The sequence below is a fragment of the Helicobacter vulpis genome (assembly GCF_003660395.1).
Lineage (GTDB): Bacteria > Campylobacterota > Campylobacteria > Campylobacterales > Helicobacteraceae > Helicobacter > Helicobacter vulpis.
This window is the reverse complement of the sequence record NZ_QXQT01000016.1, coordinates 1-15,644: the sequence shown is the minus strand read 5'-3', so window position 1 is coordinate 15,644 and position 15,644 is coordinate 1. Positions and strand designations below refer to the sequence as shown.

The 15,644-nt window shown below is 48.2% G+C and carries 15 protein-coding genes and 1 pseudogene; 11 read left to right on the top strand and 5 right to left on the bottom strand.

The window, feature by feature from the left end; all coding sequences use genetic code 11:
- Positions 1-2 precede the first annotated feature (2 nt).
- Genes secD through EAO38_RS06230 form a run of 10 tightly spaced genes read left to right on the top strand, consistent with a single transcriptional unit; the run spans position 3 to position 12,093 of the window.
- Entirely contained in the window at positions 3-1,628 is a 1,626-nt protein-coding gene (gene secD, locus EAO38_RS06275) for a protein translocase subunit SecD (protein WP_121022165.1), read from the top strand.
- Positions 1,615-2,586, top strand: a complete 972-nt coding sequence (gene secF, locus EAO38_RS06270) for a protein translocase subunit SecF (RefSeq protein ID WP_121022163.1) — start codon at positions 1,615-1,617, stop codon at positions 2,584-2,586. Before secD ends, secF begins: the two co-directional genes overlap by 14 nt.
- A gap of 12 nt (positions 2,587-2,598) precedes the next feature.
- Positions 2,599-2,940, top strand: coding sequence for a DUF6394 family protein (locus EAO38_RS06265; RefSeq protein WP_121022161.1), 342 nt, complete (start codon positions 2,599-2,601; stop codon positions 2,938-2,940).
- Positions 2,940-5,348: a leucine--tRNA ligase gene (gene leuS / locus EAO38_RS06260; RefSeq protein ID WP_121022159.1), complete on the top strand. Its 2,409-nt coding sequence runs from the start codon at positions 2,940-2,942 to the stop codon at positions 5,346-5,348. Before EAO38_RS06265 ends, leuS begins: the two co-directional genes overlap by 1 nt.
- Entirely contained in the window at positions 5,348-5,851 is a 504-nt protein-coding gene (gene lptE / locus EAO38_RS06255; RefSeq protein ID WP_121022157.1) for an LPS assembly lipoprotein LptE, read from the top strand. The genes leuS and lptE overlap by 1 nt, the downstream gene beginning before the upstream one ends.
- The gene (locus EAO38_RS06250; protein WP_121022155.1) at positions 5,848-7,014 is read left to right on the top strand and encodes a glutamate ligase domain-containing protein; all 1,167 of its coding nucleotides are present in this window, start codon (positions 5,848-5,850) and stop codon (positions 7,012-7,014) included. The genes lptE and EAO38_RS06250 overlap by 4 nt, the downstream gene beginning before the upstream one ends.
- Positions 7,004-7,903, top strand: coding sequence for a M23 family metallopeptidase (locus EAO38_RS06245; RefSeq protein WP_121022153.1), 900 nt, complete (start codon positions 7,004-7,006; stop codon positions 7,901-7,903). Before EAO38_RS06250 ends, EAO38_RS06245 begins: the two co-directional genes overlap by 11 nt.
- Positions 7,890-8,831: a M23 family metallopeptidase gene (locus tag EAO38_RS06240; protein ID WP_121022151.1), complete on the top strand. Its 942-nt coding sequence runs from the start codon at positions 7,890-7,892 to the stop codon at positions 8,829-8,831. The genes EAO38_RS06245 and EAO38_RS06240 overlap by 14 nt, the downstream gene beginning before the upstream one ends.
- Complete coding sequence (locus EAO38_RS06235; RefSeq protein WP_121022149.1) at positions 8,744-9,136, top strand: bactofilin family protein; 393 nt, start codon at positions 8,744-8,746, stop codon at positions 9,134-9,136. Before EAO38_RS06240 ends, EAO38_RS06235 begins: the two co-directional genes overlap by 88 nt.
- On the top strand, positions 9,133-12,093 hold the full coding sequence (locus tag EAO38_RS06230; RefSeq protein WP_205588361.1) for a DEAD/DEAH box helicase: 2,961 nt from the start codon (positions 9,133-9,135) through the stop codon (positions 12,091-12,093). The genes EAO38_RS06235 and EAO38_RS06230 overlap by 4 nt, the downstream gene beginning before the upstream one ends.
- Here the strand turns inward: EAO38_RS06230 and EAO38_RS06225 are convergent.
- From EAO38_RS06225 to EAO38_RS06205, 5 genes are all read right to left on the bottom strand, one after another.
- Positions 12,090-13,196: a Cj0069 family protein gene (locus EAO38_RS06225; protein WP_121022147.1), complete on the bottom strand. Its 1,107-nt coding sequence runs from the start codon at positions 13,194-13,196 to the stop codon at positions 12,090-12,092. The two genes, EAO38_RS06230 and EAO38_RS06225, sit on opposite strands and share 4 nt — an antisense overlap.
- A 51-nt stretch (positions 13,197-13,247) precedes the next feature.
- Positions 13,248-13,400, bottom strand: a complete 153-nt coding sequence (locus tag EAO38_RS06220) for a hypothetical protein (protein WP_235852544.1) — start codon at positions 13,398-13,400, stop codon at positions 13,248-13,250.
- Positions 13,378-13,737, bottom strand: a complete 360-nt coding sequence (locus EAO38_RS06215; protein WP_121022143.1) for an SEL1-like repeat protein — start codon at positions 13,735-13,737, stop codon at positions 13,378-13,380. Before EAO38_RS06215 ends, EAO38_RS06220 begins: the two co-directional genes overlap by 23 nt.
- A 15-nt stretch (positions 13,738-13,752) precedes the next feature.
- Positions 13,753-14,019, bottom strand: a complete 267-nt coding sequence (locus EAO38_RS06210; protein WP_121022141.1) for a hypothetical protein — start codon at positions 14,017-14,019, stop codon at positions 13,753-13,755.
- A gap of 305 nt (positions 14,020-14,324) precedes the next feature.
- Positions 14,325-14,711, bottom strand: a complete 387-nt coding sequence (locus EAO38_RS06205; RefSeq protein WP_235852543.1) for a restriction endonuclease — start codon at positions 14,709-14,711, stop codon at positions 14,325-14,327.
- 77 nt (positions 14,712-14,788) lie between these two features.
- Between EAO38_RS06205 and EAO38_RS06200 the strand changes: the two are divergent.
- Positions 14,789-15,144, top strand: a pseudogene (locus EAO38_RS06200) (RNA-guided endonuclease InsQ/TnpB family protein); the annotation flags it as partial.
- Positions 15,145-15,644: the final 500 nt, after the last annotated feature.

The window sequence follows — 15,644 nt, the reverse complement described above, 5'->3', positions numbered from 1 at the left end:
CTTTGGGGCGGGTATTTAACGCGCGCTTACTCGTCTTTGTGATCGCGCTGATTTTTGGGGTGGGACTTTCTCTGCCTAGCTTGTTACAGACTAAGGGACCCAAGATCACCTTGGGGTTAGATTTAAGGGGGGGCTTGAGTCTATTGCTAGGGGTGCAAACCCAAGCAGCGCTCAAGAACAAATACACTTCTATAGCCACCTCCCTAGATTACGCTTTTAAAGAGCAAAATATTTTAGTCAAGGACTTGCAATCTTCTCTGCAGGGAGTGGAGTTTGATCTCTTAGACCCCGATGAAGCCAAAGCCCTCAACAAGATTTTAGAGGATTTTAGCAAGGATGGGGTGCAGGTGAGTGTAGCCCAAGAGCATTATACCCTTTCTCTAGGCTTTGAAAAGATACAGACCTTCCAACAGCAAACCCTCCTGCAAGTCATTAACACCATTAGAAATCGCCTCGATCAATTCGGGCTAGCCGAACCCACAGTGCTCCAACAGGGCAGGGACGCAATTTTAGTGCAATTACCCGGGATTAAGACCCTAGCTGAAGAGCAGCGGGCTAAGGATTTGATCACTAAATCTGCCCATTTGCAGATGATGGCCGTAGATGAGGAGAAAAACCCCTATCTAGCAGAATTGAGCCCAGAGGAGATTCACAAGCTAGGCGATGTGGTCTTGCCCTATGCGCCCCAAAGTGGGGGGGCGGGTAAATTATTGTTAAAGGCGATCCCTATTTTAGATGGGGAAATGCTCACAGACGCGCAAGTGGCTTATGATAAAAATAACCAACCGGTGGTGAGCTTTAGTTTGGATTCTAGAGGGGCAAAGATTTTTGGGGATTTTTCAGGCTCTAATGTGGGCAAGCGCATGGCGGTTGTCTTAGACAATAAGGTTTACTCTGCGCCCTATATTCGCGAGCGCATTGGGGGGGGGAGCGGGCAAATTAGCGGGAGCTTTAGCGTGGAGCAGGCGAGCGATTTGGCCATTGCGCTTAGAAGTGGGGTTTTGAGCGCGCCCATTAGCGTGTTAGAAAAGCGCATTATTGGACCTAGTCTAGGGGCAGATAGCATCCGCACCTCTTTGATTGCCCTAGCCGGAGCGTTTGTCTTGGTCATCGCCTTTATGATCTTTTATTACGCGATGGCTGGGGTGATTGCCAGCGTGGCGTTGGTGGTCAATCTCTTTTTGATCATCGCGGTGATGGCGCTCTTTGGGGCGACCTTGACTTTGCCGGGCATGGCCGGGATTGTGCTCACTGTGGGGATGGCAGTGGACGCTAATATCATCATCAATGAGCGGGTACGCGAAGGCTTAAAGGCCAATGAAAGCGTGGCACAAGCCCTGCACTCCGGCTATGCCAACGCCTCGCGCGCGATCTTTGACTCCAATCTCACCTCTTTAATTGCCTCGCTCTTGCTCTATGCCTATGGTACGGGCTCGATCAAGGGCTTTGCGCTCACCACCGGCATTGGGATTTTAGCCTCCATTTTAACCGCCATCATTGGCACGCAGGGCTTTTACCAAGCCATTGCCTCTAAACTCTCCAAAAAGAAAGGGCTTTACTTTTGGTTTGGGATTCGCTTGAGCGCGTCGCCTAAAACCTCTAAAAGGAGTAAGCATGGAACTCTTTAAACGCGTGCGCATTTTGAATTTCATGCACTATGCTCGTTTCACCCTGCCCATCTCAGGCGCGTTGGTGTTGCTGTGTTTAGGCTTGATATTTTTTAAGGGCTTTAATTTGGGGGTGGATTTTGCCGGGGGGAGTGTGGTGCAAGTGCGCTTTGAAAAGGCGGTGGGGGTGGCTAAAGTGCGTGAAGCTGTGGCACACGCCTTTAAAGGGGTACAGGTGAGCGAGTTTGGCGCGCCTGAAGAAATGGTGATTAAAATCCCCTTGCTGGCTAGGCAAAATGGGGCTAAACAGGATCTAGGCGTGCAAATTAGCCGCTTGCTCAGCCCCTTGGGCAAGTTTGAAATCCGTAAATTGGACAGTGTGGGGCCTAGAGTGGGGAGCGAACTCAAAGAAAAGGGGGTGTTGTCGCTGGTATTGGCCATTGTCGCGATGATGATTTATGTGAGTTTTCGCTATGAGTGGCGTTTTGCCTTAGCTGGGGTGTTGGCTCTAGCCCATGATACTTTGGTTACAGCGGTGAGTGTAATCGTTTTCAACATTGATCTCAATTTAGAGGTGATCGCCGCGCTTTTGACCTTACTGGGCTATTCTATCAACGACACGATCATTATTTTTGATCGCATCAGAGAGGGCATGCTCACACGCAAACAGCAAGACCTCTACGCCCTGATCAATGAGGCCATTTCTAGCACACTCACGCGCACCCTGCTAACCTCTCTTACGGTGTTCTTTGTCTTAGTAGTGCTCTATCTCTTTGGCTCTAAAATTCTCATAGGCTTTTCTTTGCCCATGTTGGTGGGTACAGTCGTAGGGACTTACAGCTCAATCTTCATTGCTCCAAGATTAGCCGTACTCTTGGGTTTTGACTTGGGGCGTTACCATGACAATGAGCTCAAAAAACTCAAGCGCAAACAAGAGAAAGAACGCCTAAGACAGCTCTATGAGCACGGGCGTGTCTAGGTAAGGAGTCGCATGGATTGGGGTCGTGTCGCCTTTGTGATCTTTAGCTTAGGGAGCACCACTTCTATAGCAGGGTTTTTTTACGATCCTAATGTGGTCGTGCTTTTCATCGCGCTCGCGCTCAATCTCATCACCACCACGCTCAAAATCGGGGTGCAAAAACAATTTGCTTCTGAACTCTTGGGGGGTTCGCTGGCTGCGCTTTTGCACCTCATCCCTGCCTTTATTTTCTTCCAAATTCTCAATGACAATATCTACGCCTCCATGCTAATGCTGGGCGCGTTGGTGAGCAATGTTTTTTGCTTGGTGGTGATCATCATTGATGGCACGAAAAATACCGATACGGAGTACTGATGAAACACTACAATCCACACAGCATAGAAGCAAAATGGCAGAATATTTGGGCACAAAGCGGGGTTTTTGAACCCCTTAAGGATTTTAGTAAACCCAAGAAATATATCTTAAGCATGTTCCCCTACCCTAGCGGGGCAATCCACATGGGGCATGTGCGCAATTACGCCATCGGGGACGCTCTAGCGCGCTATTACCGCCAAATGGGCTACAATGTCTTGCACCCGATGGGCTTTGACGCTTTTGGCATGCCTGCAGAAAATGCGGCCATTCAGTATGGCGTCCACCCTAAACAATGGACTTATGAAAACATGTCCAAAATGCGCACAGAATTTCAGGCGTTGGGCTTTTCTTTTTCTCAAGAGAGGGAGTTTGCCACTTGCGATCCTCACTACACCAAGATCGAACAGGGCTTTTTTATTGAAATGTACAAACAAGGTTTGGTTTATCAAAAAGAGGCATGGCTGAATTGGTGTCCTAAGGATAAAACCGTTCTAGCCAATGAACAGGTCGTTGATGGAAAATGTTGGCGCTGTGATACCCCTGTGGTACAAAAACAGATGCCCCAATACTACCTCAAGATCACCCAATACGCCGAAGAACTCTTAGAGGGTTTAAAAACCCTAGAAGGGCATTGGCCAGCCCAAGTACTGCGCATGCAAGAAAATTGGATTGGCAAATCGCAGGGCTTGGCTTTTGCCTTTGCCCTAGCCCCTGAAAGCGCTGCTCTTTTAGATTCGCATGCCCAAATTGAAGTCTTCACCACCCGTATAGACACCATTTACGGGGTAACCTTCATCGCCCTAGCCCCCGGGCATCCAAGTGTGGGCGCGCTTTTAGAGCGCGATCTGCTAGAGCCTAGCATCAAACAAGCCATTATAGAAATGCAAAACACCAGCGCGCGCGCGCGATCTATGGAGAAAAAGGGGGTGTTATTGCCCCTATATGCTTTGCACCCCCTAAGTTGTGAGCGCATCCCTATCTATGTGGCTAATTTCGTTCTAGAGAGCTATGGGAGTGGCGCGCTCATGGGCGTGCCCGCTCACGACACACGCGATCACGAATTTGCCACGCTTTTAAATATCCCCATTAAATCCGTGATCAGCCAAGAGGGGCTTTTAGAACACAGCCATGACTATGACGGCTTAACCCCTGCCCAAGCGCGCGAAAAATTGAGCGATTGGTTTGAGGCACATGGTTTAGGGCAACGCATCACCCATTATCGTCTCCAAGATTGGGGGATTAGCCGCCAACGCTACTGGGGCGCGCTCATCCCTATGGTGCGCTGCGATCACTGCGGACTCGTGCCTGAAAAACACGAAAACTTGCCCATCTTATTGCCCGAAGATGTCAATATTGATGGGGAGGGCAACCCTTTAGAGAAGCATCCTAAGTTTAGAGCCTGCACCTGCCCGACATGCAATCGCCCCGCACTCAGAGAGTGCGACACCATGGACACCTTTTTTCAATCCAGTTGGTATTTTTTGCGCTATGCCACGCCCAAAGAACTCTGGGAAAAAGAAGCTTTTGATCCCCAAGCTTTGGACTATTGGTTGGGTGTGGACGAATACATCGGCGGGGTGGAACATGCGATCTTGCACCTGCTCTATGCGCGTTTTTTTACTAGAGTGTTGCGCGATTTAGGCTATGTGCGCCTTGATGAGCCCTTTACCTGCTTGACCACGCAGGGGATGGTGCTTAAAGAGGGGGCAAAGATGAGCAAGTCTAAGGGGAATGTGGTCAGCCCCCAAGAGATTTTAAGCAAATATGGTGCAGACATCGCACGGCTCTATATCCACTTTGTCGCCCCCCCTAGTAAAGAACTAGATTGGAATGATAAAGCCCTAGAGGGGGGGGCGCGCTTTATCAAACGCTTTTATGAGAAGTCTTTTCTAGCCCTCCCCTGCGATCACCCCCCCAAGCTAGAAAATCTCAACGCCCAAGAAAAACAGGCGCGCGCCAAGGTGCATACCGCCTTGCAAAAATGCCATGCCATCTTTGAGAAAAAACAACCCGGTTACCCCTTTAACACCCTCATTGCCGCAAGCATGGAGGCGCTCAATGCGTTAGAAAAAACTTCTAATCCCGCCCTGTGGAGCGAAGCCTATTACATTTTAACCCATATCCTAGAGCCCATCATCCCCCATGTGTGCTCTGAAATCGCCAATCGTCTCTTTAAATGCCAAAATTTCAAACCTCAAGAGGTGGACAAAACAGCCCTAGAGCAAGAGAGCATCGAGATCGCCATCACCATCAATGGCAAAAAGCGCGCGAGCATGGTCGTGCCTAAGGATTTGGATCGCGATGGGCTGCTAGCCCAAGCCAAAGTACAGGCACATAAATGGCTAGAGAATCAAGAGATTCGCAAAGAAGTGGTTGTGCCTGCTAAATTGGTCAATTTTGTGATTTGATGAAAGGATGGATCATGGCGTTGGCATTGATGCTTGGGGGCTGTGGTTACCAGCCCATCGCCAATCTGGCGCAAAATGTGCTAGGGCAGGGGATTTTTGTACGCCTGATAGTGAATTTGCCCAATCCGCGCAACTCCGTGCAGTTTAAGGACATGCTCAACCGCGTGATTGTGCAACGCTTCCAAAACACCCTAACTAGCGAGCAACAAGCAGACTCCATCATCACCATAGAGATCACCAGAGTGATAGACACCTCCATTAGCCAAAATCAAGAGGGTTTCACCACCTTTTACCGGGCTACGGTGTATGTGGATTACACCTATGACAACAAAAAAGGGGTGGTAAAAAAGTTTAGCGATAGCGGGTATTACAATTACGCAGTGTCCTTACAAAACCCCTTGACCACCTATAATAACCGCCTCTATGCGATCTCCCAAGCGCTCATCCAAACCCTAACCCAATTTGTCTCCCAAATCGCCTATGAGGGCAAGTTGAACAAATGAGCTTGAGCGAATTTTTAGCCACACGCGCGCAAGAATACGCCCCCTTTGACCCCGCTCGTTTTCCTAGAATTTATGCGCACTTTTTAGAACGCTTCCATGACAAGATTCCTAAAATCCAAATCATTGGCACCAATGGCAAGGGGAGCACGGGGCGTTTTCTCACTTTGCTTTTAGAGCAGGCCGGGTTTAGAGTCCTGCATTTCACTTCCCCTCATCTTTTAACCCTCAACGAACGCTTTTATAGAGATCGCGCTCTAGTGAACGATGCGAAATTAGAACATGCCCATGCGCGCCTACAAGAGCTCCACCTAGACCCCAAGATTAGCTTTTTTGAATATATGACCCTCCTGGCTGTGATCCTCGCGCAGGGTTGCGACTACATGATTACAGAAGCCGGGCTTGGGGGGGAATGGGATAGCACGACACATTTGCGCGCGCGTGCGGCACTGATAATCACTCCCATTAGTTTAGATCACACCGATCGCTTGGGCAACACGCTCGCCCAGATCGCCCATACCAAATTAGCGGCAATGGGCACACTCGCCCCCAACACGCCCGTGATTCTAGCCCCTCAAGACCCTAGCGTGGCGTTTCAGGCCCAAGAAATGGCACAAAGCCACGCCCTGCCCCTATTTCAGGTTAGCTCCCCTTCCTTTGTGGCGCATGCCTATGCCTACCAACACCATTACCCTCTTTTTTTAGCCCAAAATTTCCAAACCGCGCTAGACACCCTAGAAGTGCTCCAAATCCCCCATGACCCCACTACCACCCCCCCTTTGGACTTGCGCGGACGGTTTGAAAGATTAGAAGACAATTTGATCTTAGATGTGGTGCACAATGTGGGGGGAGCGCAGGCGTTAAAAAAAGCCTTGCAAGAAAACTTTGGCGATCAAAAAATCCACTTGGTGTACCACAGCTACTCTAGAAAAGACGTACGGGGTGTCTTGGCGTGTTTAAAACCCATTATCGCATGTGTGTGGGTGTTGGAATTTGAAGATCCCCAGTTAATAGACATGCAAGAACTCGCGCTAGTTTTAGAGGGTGTGGGTGTGGCGTGGGCACGTTTTAATTGGGAAGCTTTTAAGGCGGTGCGCGCGCTTTGGGTGGTGGGGGGGTCTTTTAGCGTGGTGCGCGCCTTTTTGAAAGGTTATCATGCAAGATAAACTTGTACTCACCATTATCGATGAAGGCGGTTCTAAACAGCTCAAACTTTCTAGAAATCTTAAGCAATACTTGCTAATCGCGCTGTTAATTCTGTGCGTGTGTCTTGTGGTGGGGGGGGTGGGGTTAGGCTTTTTGGTCAAAAGGCTAGGCAAAATCAATTTAGAAAAGCGCATCAGTGAAGCTAAATACCAAGAACTCTACCGCAGAAATGACGCGCTCAAAAAAGACATCCAACAAAAGACTCAAGAGATCGCCTTGGTGAGTCACCAGATTAAAAACTTAGAGAATATCTTGAAGATCAACAAGGGCGATACACTCGACCCACAAGCTTATAGCCGCATTAATTTAAAATCCCTGCCCTTAGCCAGTAAGGACTTAGCCCTAGCTTTAATCCCTAATGGCGTACCTGTGATGACCTACACACACAAGGTCTTCACCCCCCCCGTGCCCAATAAACTCCACACACATGCCGGCTATGATTTCACCACCCCCCCCAACACCCCTGTTTATGCCAGTGCGAGTGGCATTGTCGATGTGGTGTTGTTGAGCAAACAGGGCTATGGAAATTTGGTACGTTTAGAGCATGCCTTTGGCTTTAGCTCCATTTACGCGCATTTGAGTCAAATTGAGCTAAAACCTAATAGTTTTGTACACAAGGGGGATTTGGTGGGCTATAGCGCGGGCTTACACTATGAAGTGCGCTTTTTAGGACAGGTGGTGGACATGCCCGCTTATCTAGAATGGAGTTTGGCCAATTTTGAAAGTGTTTTTAAAACCAACTCCCCCATCAATTGGAAGAATCTTTTTTACAGCATTGAAGACATTGCCCAAACCCAAAATTACACTCCCCACAACCCCTCTAAGAGCGTGCTGAATGTGGCTAAATAGACGTTTGATTTTGGTCTTCACCTACCAAGATGGGAGCAAGTCTCTCAATGTCTTAGCCATTTACAAGCAGATCGCCTACTATGTCTTGCTCTTTGTCTTGAGTGTGGTCTTGTTTTTGAGCACGGTGCTGTACATCTTTGAAACCCAAATCACGCGCAATAAAACCCAGATTAAAATCTTGCGCGCTGAATTTCTCAAGAGCTCAAAGACCCACACGCGCCTCAGTAAAGAAGTGCAGGGTTATGTAGAAGACTTGTTATTGGCTGGGGAACGCGTCAATGACTTAGAAAATATCGTGGGGGTAGAAAATGACAATCAAGAAGACAAAACTCCCTTGAGCGCGCGCTTGGATGTGGCTAGCATCACGGGGGCACAGAAAAGTTTCATTATGCGCTTTATCCCCAATGACAACCCTTTAGAATCTTATAAGCGCATTTCTGCAGAGTTTTCTAGGCGTTTCCACCCCATTTTGCACCGCATGCAAAACCACACTGGCGTGGACTTGAGTACCCCCATTGATACGCCCGTATATGCAAGTGCTAATGGGGTGGTCGGCTTTGCGGGCAATGGGTGGAATGGGGGTTATGGGCGACTCATCAAGCTTTACCACCCCTTTGGGTTTAAGACCTATTATGCGCATTTGCATAAAATTGTCGTCAAGGATGGGGAATTTGTCAAAAAAGGGCAACTCATCGCCTATAGCGGGAGCTCTGGGATGAGCACGGGGCCGCATCTGCACTACGAGGTGCGTTTTATGGATAAGCCCATCAACCCTATCTTTTTCATTAAATGGAATATGAGAAACTTCGATTTTATCTTCACACAAGAGAGGAATATCGCATGGCCATCTTTACTAACGACCATAAACAAGCTGCTAACGGGTCTGCCACCATCATCGCCCAAGGTACTAAACTCAAAGGCGAAATAAACACGGATTGCCATTTACACATTGATGGCGAAGTAGAGGGGATGATCCATTCTAGCAATACCGTGGTGATTGGCAAAAATGGAGTTGTGGTGGGGGATATTTTTGCCCCCCGCTTGATTGTGAGTGGCAAATTCAATGGCAACGCCCAAGCCGATGTGATTGAGATCATGCCCTTGGGTTTTGTGGATGGCAAGATTGTCAGCTCCGAGCTCATCATTGAGCGCAAGGGGATTTTAGTGGGCGAGAGTCGCCCTAAGGACAACGCCCACCCTCTGCTAGAAAATAGGGCGGATCACAAAGCTTGATTCAAGCCAGCCTTTATAGCGCGCTTTTAAAGGGGCTTGAGAGTACAATACTCCTTGTGCAAGATGAGGCACAGGCGCGCCAAGCCTTGCAAGTGGCGCGTTTTTTTGCCCCCCAAAAAGCCCTTTTTATTTTCCCGGAACTGCGCGCCCATTATTTGGACGACATGCGCGCCTTCTATGCCGAATTAAGCGCGCTTTTAAGCCAGTTGCGCCTCTTTTACCAAGCCCAAGCGCGCGCCCAAGAGTGCTTGCTCATCGCCCCTTTGAGCGCGCTAATATACCCTTTGCCCAAACCCTTTTTATGCCAACATTTCCAAATTCAAGCCCTAGAAGCCTGCCCCTTAGAAGCCTTGCAAGAACGCTTACGCGCCTATGGCTATGAATTTGTGGACATGGTGGAGTTGCCCGGGGAGGTGAGCGTGCGCGGGGACATTGTGGATATTTTTATCCCCGGGTCTTCTAAACCCCACCGCCTGAGCTTTTTTGGGGAGGAGTGCGAGGACATTAAGACCTTTGAGCTAGCCACACAATTGAGCGACTCAGAGCTGTTAGAACGCCTAGAAATCCCCCCCGCTCTCTTTAGCCTCACCCTTGAGCAACATGCCATGCTATTAGAACGCCTAATCCAGCTCAAAACCGATAGTTTAGTGCCCGATATAGCCTCTTTGGGCTTTTGGGCGTTACAAGATTGGGGGGGTTATTTGTGGGAGGAGTACCCTACCCTCTTGAGCGCTGAGGCGTACCAAGAAGCCCAAGAATACGCCAATTTGGAGCATATCCCCCAATTAGAAAAAATCCTAGCTCTGCCCCAACTTAAGCACCCCCCGGGCTGTCAGGATTTGCGCCTGCCTTTAAAAGATTTGGGCGATTTTTGCGCTTTGCACCCCCAACATCAAATCACGCTATTACACCGCGCCTATGACAGCTTGCCCCCCCTAGAGTCGCATGTCCGATCCTGCATTTCTGATTGCGTGTTGCATTTTAGCACCCCCACACACATTTTTATCTCCCTGCACACCTACCCCAAACCCCCCAAAGCCAAGCCCTTAAACTTCGCGCTCAGTGAGCTTAGTAGCGGGGATTTTGTGGTGCATGAAGAGTATGGAGTGGGGATTTTTCAGGGGCTGGTACAACAAAGCGTTTTGGGGAGTGTGCGCGACTTCATCGCCCTAGAATACCAAAACCAAGACCGCCTTTTTGTGCCGGTAGAAAATCTGCACCTATTAGAACGCTACATCGCCCCCAACACACCCACGCTAGATAAGCTAGGCAAGGGGAGTTTTAGTAAGATCAAAGCCAAAATGCGCGCCGAGCTCTTGAGCTTGGCAGGGGATATTATCCACGCGCACGCCAATCGCATGCTGCTTGAGGGGGTGAGAATTGCCCCCCATCCTGCCCAATTAAAAGCCTTTCATAACGCGCGCCCCTTTAAGCTTACAGAGGATCAAACGCGCGCCATAGAGGAGGTGTTAGGCGATCTAGCCAGCGCGCAGGTGATGGATCGCCTTTTAAATGGAGATGTGGGCTTTGGTAAAACGGAGGTCGCTCTTGTGGCAATTTACGCGCTCGCTCTAGCCAAGTACCAAAGCGCACTCTTTGTGCCCACCACGCTTTTATCCACCCAACATTTTGCCACCTTGCAAGCCCGCTTGAGCCCCTTTAACATCACTATTGCCAAACTCGATCGCTTTAGCAAGGATAAAAAGCGCGTTTTACAGGGTTTGCAAGAGGGGGGTATTGATGTGGTGGTGGGTACGCACGCCCTCTTGGAGGCAAGCTTTAAAAATCTAGGTTTGGTGGTAGTAGATGAAGAGCATAAATTTGGAGTGAAACAAAAAGAAGCCATCAAGGCTTTAAGCCAAAATGTGCACCTTTTGAGCATGTCAGCCACCCCCATCCCGCGCACCTTGAGCATGGCACTAGCGCGCATTAAAGACATCAGCTACTTAGCCACACCCCCAGAGAGCAAACCCCCCGTGCGCACCTTTGTGAAAGAAAAAACCCCCGGATTGCTCAAAGAGATCATTTTAAGAGAATTGCGGCGCAAGGGGCAGGTGTTTTACATCTACAACCATATCCAAAGCATGCCCATTGTCCAAAAAATGCTACAAGACCTGCTCCCTGCTTTGAGCGTGCAAACCCTCCACTCCAAAACTCCCCCCGCCCAAGCCCAAACCCTCATCCTAGAATTTGCTAAGGGAGAGTTTGAACTCCTCTTGTGTACCAGCATTGTCGAATCGGGGATTCACCTCCCCAATGCCAACACAATTATTGTAGACAACGCCAATAGTTTTGGGCTAGCCGATTTGCACCAACTCAGGGGGCGCGTGGGGCGGGGCGCGCATGAGGGGTTTTGCTACTTTTTAGTAGAAGACAAGCAAGCCTTGAGTCCTAGTGCGACAAAGCGCTTGCTCGCCCTAGAGAAGAACGCCCATTTGGGGAGCGGGGCGCATATTGCCCTGCACGATTTGGAGATTCGAGGTGGGGGTAACTTGCTAGGGAGTCATCAGAGTGGGCATATTAAAAGCATTGGCTATGCGCTGTATGCGCGCATGCTTGAAGACGCGTTGCAAGAACAAAGCGCCTCTGCAGCGCAACGCTCCAGTGTGGAGCTCAAACTAGCCGTGAGTGGGTTTTTAGACGCTAAGCTCATTACCAGCGATGCCCTGCGCTTAGAATTGTATCGGCGGCTCTCCCATTGCCAAGAGGTAGAACAGGTTCTAGAAATTGAGCGCGAAATTCAAGATCGCTTTGGCGCGCTAGATCGCATGAGCGCGCAATTCTTAGCCATCATGCGCGTCAAAATCCTAGCTAACAAACTCCAAATCCCTAAAATCACCCACCACCAACAGCACATCACCTTGCACCTCCCCCAGCCGGTGTATCTGCAAGCCCCCAGCAAGGACGACCCCCAAGTGCTAGAAACTCTGCTAGGGTATTTGGAGCGCGCGCTTTAGTTTAGTTTGTCCTCTAGGATGTCAATGATCGTATTAGCCACTTTGCGCGCGGTTTTGTCCAAAAACTCTACCGGGGTGGTAAAGCCCACGCAAGAACAATTGATTTCGCCTAGAATGTATTTGTCCTTGCCATGTTCATCCGTGTCTAAAATGAAATCGGCTGTCCAAATCAGGGGCAGGTCATAATTGCCCAGTTTGGTTTGGATATGGGGGAGTTGCCTTAAAAAGTAATGCACGAGCTCATCCCATTGCTCTGGCTTGTCATAGCGGTACTTTGCCCCACTAAAGAGAGTGGCACTAAATGCGTCCGCCCCTTCAGCGGGTTTTTTATGCACCACATAAATGGGGTGTTTGTAGAGCATCAGAATGCGAATCTCGCCCTCTTTAATGCGGGGTAAAAAGGTCATATCCACCAGCATACCATTATCCCCAACTAGGTATTTTTCGCAAAAATCCATAAATTCGCCCAATTGGCGGTGTTCTACATGGTTATCCACCGCTTCGGTGCATTTGATTTTGGCATTTAGGGGTACTTCGCTAACCCCGGCAGGCAGGGATTCTTCCAATTGCACGCGCCAAATGCCCTCACCTGTAGAACCACGGTTTTGTTTTAACACCCGTTCGCCCTTAGCGAGGGTTTTAGGGAAAGTCTTTTTGAAATCGTGTTTGTCCGCCCAAGTTACCCCGATGCGCTTTGCCTCCTCTTTGTCATAATAGGCATAAGTGTCATCAGGCACTAGCTCGGTATCGGCGAGTTTGGTGAGCGCGTCCTTTGCTCCATAACCAATCATCGCATCTGGGTGGGGCATGCCAACCACGCCATGGTCGCAGAGTTTGCGCAAGAGATCAAAATATAGTTTCTCTTCTTTCAAATTGCCCGGATTGACCCGTGAAACATAGGCATCGGTATGCGCTTGCACATATTCGTAAATCCCCTTGGTTTTTTCAGCATCTTTTAAAATCTCATCGGTGAGTTGCACCACTTCAGCCTGCCAGCCTAGCTTTTTGAGATAATCCATCATGGGCATGGTATCGCGTCTGTGCCCGTCTCTGCCCTTATCTGTACCGCCCACAGCCTCAAAAAACACTACATGTTTTTTCATCAGATCCTCCAAAAGATTTTTCGCGGTCAATCCGCTGGGGTTATTGTAGCATTATTGCGGTGCGATTTGGGATTGATCGACAGCTTGAATCAGTTCTTGGATTTCTTGATTATAAAACCCTTCATTGTGGAGTTTTTCTAGCATCTTAAAACCCGCCTCAATGATGGCAAAGAGCTCGAGTTTAGTATAACGCCAGCGTTGCAAGGTGCGGGTGGTGATTTTTGGAATTCGCTTTATCTCTGCAATGTTCTAGAATTTTTAAATAATCCCCGCTCTCTAGATCGTCTTTTAAGGGACTTAAGGCATTAATGACTTCCTGCCCACTGATCACCTCCCCGCTCCCATACTCTAACACTTGGGTGTCCCTATTCCACCTATACACCTTACCCAGCTCCACCAAATCTTGGGTTGAGCCTAACTCTATGGCTTTTTCAAAACAACGCATGGCAACATGGTTATCTGGGTATAACACAATCCCCTCCACCGCCATTTTGCCTAGCTCTAGCCACGCGCTGGCACTCCCCAAATCTTTGGCTTGCATGTAGTCTTTAAAGGCTTACAAAGTGTTAGCCCCATATTTCCATAGGGGTTTGACTTCTGGGGCTGCTGTGCTTTGGGTGGTTTGGGTTGTTTGTGTGGCTTGTGGGGGGTTTTGGCTCGTGTTTGCGCTAGTGCCTTGTAATAAGGGAGCGTGGCTCTCTTGCAAGGCACTTAACAAGACTTCTAAATCCTCAAGAGATTTAGCGAGGTTGTTAGCTTGTTCTAAAGCTTGGGGGTTTTGTGTGGCAGAGTTTAGGGCATTTAACGCAGAGTTTGTTTTCACCTTGCATTTTTTAAATTGTGCCAGCGTGGTTTCTAACTCTGTGTCGTCCTCTGTGCTTTGGTGGTAGGCGTTTTCTAAAGCTTTGCTGAAACTGCCTAGAGTTTCTAAAAGCTGGTTAAACTTTGTGCTTAAATCCTCTAACTCTTCTTTAAAAGGGGTTAAATCACCCCCCCATATCCTCCAGCACGGATAAAAACAATCTGCGGGCGCGTTTAGTGGCTTTGAGCTCTTGGCTTAGGTTGTTGTGTGCTTGTTGCATGCTTGTCCTTTATGTGAAATAAAGAATTATTATAGCATACAGCCCTCTAATCTGCAAACAAACCCTTTAACTCTGTGGCAAACCCTGCAATGGGTTTTAAATCTTTTAAAGATAGGGTGAGTTTGTAGTTGGCTTGGTTGCCCAGATTCATCGCGACTAATTGCTTTTCTTTGCCATGAATGCGGATGGTGTCCTTGCGTTCTTTGTGTTTGTAGCTGTGGTCTTGCTTTTTGTCAATGATGTAGTAAAGCAAATCGTTGGCTGTGATGTCTAATAGGATAATATAATCGTAATTGTATTTAGGGTTGATCCCACCAAATTGAAAGGTGTCGTTTTTTAAACCTTTTCTAGCCGTCTTGATTTCTATCTTTTTGCCTTGTGAGAGCAGGTCGTATTCATCGTGAATCACTTCTTTATTGGAGTCTAAAGGCAAACTAAGGGCTTTAAAAACTTCTTTAACAAACGCCTCCCCAATCTGCCCTATGGCGTTACCCTCAAATTGAAAAACTTTTCTACAAACTCGCTAATAGCCTAGCCAGACAATACACTACGATTTTCATTGAGGATTTGAGCTTGAAGGGTATGGCTAAACTTTGGGGGCGTAAAATCAACGATTTGGCTTTTGGTGAGTTTGTGGCGATTTTGGAGAGAAAAACCCAAGTGGTTAAATAGGTCTCATCAAAAGCGATGCTTTTGTTCCTAGCTCTAAGACCTGCTCTAGCTGTGGAGCGGTTAAAGAGGATTTGAGTCTAAAAGATAGGGTATTTGATTGCCCCTCTTGTGACTTTTCTTTGGATAGAGATTTGAACGCAAGTATGAATATACACAGAGTGGGGGCATCCACTCTTGGAGTAGAGGTGCTTTAGATCCACCTAGTGAGCAAGCCTTGTTGATCCCAGAATCCCCTAGCTTTAGCTATGGGGAGTATATCAAGTACTTCAAAGAGGCTCTTGAATCTCTTGTAGGTTCTAAGAGAGCTTTAAGAGAAGCTAGAAGGTTAGATGTCGAACTTCGGTTTATCAGCAGGAGTAGGGGCATTGAGGTCAAAAGAGAGGATGTGTTTTGGGATTTTTTGGAAAATTCACGCATTTTTCGAGAAAAAATTAATACATTCCTAGGCAAACTCTAAGGCAAACTCTAATCCCCTGTTGCACTCCGTTTGAGAGTGTTTTTAACTCCCTTGCTTTTGGGGGTTCTCGCATAAATTGTTCTTTCGATTCAACATTGCAAAATTCACCACACAAATTTTATAATTCTCCCACCCCCCCTTTAAGCCCCTCCTAAGCTTTCTTACTCTATAATGCAGCTTTGCCAAAGTTAAAGCCCTTAAAAAAGCTTAAACTTCAAGCGCAACGATCTTTGACAT

Coding starts and splice junctions, on each gene's coding strand:
- secF (WP_121022163.1), top strand. CDS start 1,615: ATGGAACTCTTTAAACGCGTGCGCATTTTGAATTTCATGCACTATGCT.
- EAO38_RS06265 (WP_121022161.1), top strand. CDS start 2,599: ATGGATTGGGGTCGTGTCGCCTTTGTGATCTTTAGCTTAGGGAGCACC.
- leuS (WP_121022159.1), top strand. CDS start 2,940: ATGAAACACTACAATCCACACAGCATAGAAGCAAAATGGCAGAATATT.
- lptE (WP_121022157.1), top strand. CDS start 5,348: ATGAAAGGATGGATCATGGCGTTGGCATTGATGCTTGGGGGCTGTGGT.
- EAO38_RS06250 (WP_121022155.1), top strand. CDS start 5,848: ATGAGCTTGAGCGAATTTTTAGCCACACGCGCGCAAGAATACGCCCCC.
- EAO38_RS06245 (WP_121022153.1), top strand. CDS start 7,004: ATGCAAGATAAACTTGTACTCACCATTATCGATGAAGGCGGTTCTAAA.
- EAO38_RS06240 (WP_121022151.1), top strand. CDS start 7,890: ATGTGGCTAAATAGACGTTTGATTTTGGTCTTCACCTACCAAGATGGG.
- EAO38_RS06235 (WP_121022149.1), top strand. CDS start 8,744: ATGGCCATCTTTACTAACGACCATAAACAAGCTGCTAACGGGTCTGCC.
- EAO38_RS06225 (WP_121022147.1), bottom strand. CDS start 13,196: ATGAAAAAACATGTAGTGTTTTTTGAGGCTGTGGGCGGTACAGATAAG.
- EAO38_RS06215 (WP_121022143.1), bottom strand. CDS start 13,737: ATGCAAGCCAAAGATTTGGGGAGTGCCAGCGCGTGGCTAGAGCTAGGC.